Annotated in this window: 2 protein-coding genes; one reads left to right on the top strand and one right to left on the bottom strand. The window is 76.4% G+C overall.

What is annotated here, in order from left to right:
- On the bottom strand, positions 1-493 hold a 493-nt coding region (locus tag G5C51_RS41550), incomplete at its 3' end, for a hypothetical protein (protein WP_165246060.1).
- A gap of 43 nt (positions 494-536) precedes the next feature.
- Here G5C51_RS41550 and G5C51_RS41545 point away from each other — a divergent pair.
- A partial coding sequence (locus G5C51_RS41545) for a hypothetical protein (protein ID WP_240930284.1) occupies positions 537-2,422 on the top strand: 1,886 nt, incomplete at its 3' end.

Below are 2,422 nucleotides of genomic sequence, written 5' to 3'. Positions count from 1 at the left end.
GGGCTGGGGAGGGCGCTCGTACGGAAGCGGCTGGGGGCGCCGAGGGCGCTCGCACGGAAGCGGCGAGGGCCGACGAGGGCGCTCGTACGGAAGCGGCTGGCGCGAAGGCGAAGAAGGCGGCGCCGGCGCGGAAGCGGGCACCGGCGAAGAAGACGGCGAAGTCGGCCTCCAAGTCGGCGTCCAAGTCGACTGCCGCGAAGAAGACCGCGTCGGCGACGAAGCGCACACCGGCGAAGAAGACCACGAGCGCGGAGCCGTCGGCGAAGAAGGCGACGGCGGCGAAGCGCGCTCCGGCGAAGAAGAAGGCGGCAGCGCGGGGGGCGGAGGCGGTCGGGGCGGAGGCGGTCGGGGCGGAGACGCCCGGGGCCGCCGCAGCCGGGAAGCCCAGCCCCGTTGCAGAAGCGACGCCGAAGCCGGTCGCGACGGAGACGCCCAAGCCGGTCGCGGCGGAGACGCCCCAGGCTGTGGCGGCAGAGAGGCCCCAGGCTGCCATGGCCGAGAGGCCCAGCGCAGTCCTGGCAGAGACGCCGAAGCCGGTGGCGGCTGAGACGCCCACGGCAGTCGCGGAGACATCCGCGGCGGAGAGCTCGGAGGCGGAGGAGTCCGGAGTTGTCGCTGAGGCCGGCGTGCCCGGCAAGGTCGAGGCTCCCGCGACACCCGTACCCGTCACGCCGGAGGTGTCGAAGGCACTCCCGGCCCCCGAGCCCGCCTCGGTCGAGCGGCCCAGGGCCGTCACGGCGACCCCGAAGACCCTCGCGGAGCAGACGAACCACCGGATCGTCACACGTGCGACCCCCCGGCCCGCCGCGGCCGAGCAGCCCAAGCCGGTCGCGGCGGAGACACCGAAGCCACTCGCGGCGGAAACACCGAAGCCGGTCGCGGCGGAAACGCCGAAGCCGGTCGTTGTGGAGAAGCCCGAGCCCGCCGCGGTGCGGACCGTGTCCGCCCGCAGCGGCTCCGAAGGGGCGGTGACGGGAGCTTCCCCTGCAGCGAAGCCGGTGCAGGCGACCCCCGCGACCGTGTCCGTAGCGGCGACCCCGGCTCTCGTCGCGAATGCCTCCGGCGGCGACCGGACCCGGACGATGCGCGTCGCGCTGGCGACGCACCGCCCCGCAGCCATGACCGACACGCCCCGGGCGGTCGAGCACCCCCCCGAATCAACGTCCGTACGGTCGGCGACGAACGATCGCGCCCCCGGCATGCCCCCGCGCCCGGCGGGCGACCCCGGCCAGGCCGCCACCTGCTCAACGGGCGACAGCGGCACGGCACGCCGCCCGGCAGGCGAACCCGGCACAACAACCCCCTCAACCGGCGGCCGCGGCACGACCTCCGACTCGGCGGGCGATTCCGCCCCGGCCGGGGCGGCGAGCAGCGGCTCCGGCCCCTCGGTCCACGCCGCCACTTCCGCACCTACGGTGCGCCCTATTGGGGAAGCGGTGCGCGTGGTGTCGTCGGGCCCCACCCCCACGCGACCGGTCGACGACGACCCCGCACCCGACCACCCCACCGACCCCGAGCAACCCGCCAACAACGGCCCCGCACCCGACCGCCTGACCGGCCCCGAGCCCTGCTCCTCCACCCCCGAGCGCGCTTCGGCGCCCGCCGACGGCGATACCGCACCCAGCCGCCCGGCCGAGGCTCCGTCCGCAGCAGGCGCCCGGCCCGAAAGGGAGCTGGCAGACGAGGACTCGCGGCCCGCAGCAGCCGACAACCCGCCCGAAAGGGCAATCGTGGCCGAGGCGGCCGAGACCAAGCCGCCCAAGCGGCGGCGGAAGCGCGGCCGGGGACGGGCAGCGACCGGCACGGCGGGTGCGCCCGCCGGCCAGTCCCAGGGGACGGCCGCAGGCGAGCCCGAACACGCCGCGGAGGCCAAGTCCGGCCGCACCGAGCAGGCCGAGTCCAGCCGCGCCGCGGAGGCCGAGTCCAGCCGCGCCGCGGAGGCCGAGTCCAGCCGCGCCGTCGATGCCGACCACGCCGCCACCTCCGCCGCTGTCCGCCTCGCAAAGTCGGTCGATCCCCACGTCGAGGCGGAGCGTGCTGAGGCGCGGGCGGGCAGTGGCGAGGTCCGTATGGACGACGCCGAAACGCTCGCCGCTGCGCCCCCGCCCAAGAAGCGCCGCTGGGCAAGGCGGCGCAAGGAAGCCGCAGAGGCTGCCGCAGCCGCCGCCACCTGCGCCGATGCGGTCACGCCCGCGGGTGCCTCCGCCAGCTCCGACTCTGCCACCGACACCGCCTCCGCCACCCCGGAGACCGCGCGCGCGGCAGCGACACCCACCACGGAACCCAGCGCCTTCGCACCGGGCAGCCGCACCGCAGCCCAGAGTGGCGCCTCGCCCACACCGACAGGCCGCACCACGCCCACGCCGACAGGCGCATCCGCATCCACGCCCGACGACGACACGCCCCCACCCCATGACGGCAC

It is taken from the genome of Streptomyces coryli, assembly GCF_011044975.1.
In the GTDB taxonomy this organism is placed as follows: Bacteria; Actinomycetota; Actinomycetes; order Streptomycetales; family Streptomycetaceae; genus Streptomyces; species Streptomyces coryli.
Note: the sequence above shows the minus strand (reverse complement) of the source record. Positions and strands in the feature narration are given on the sequence as shown.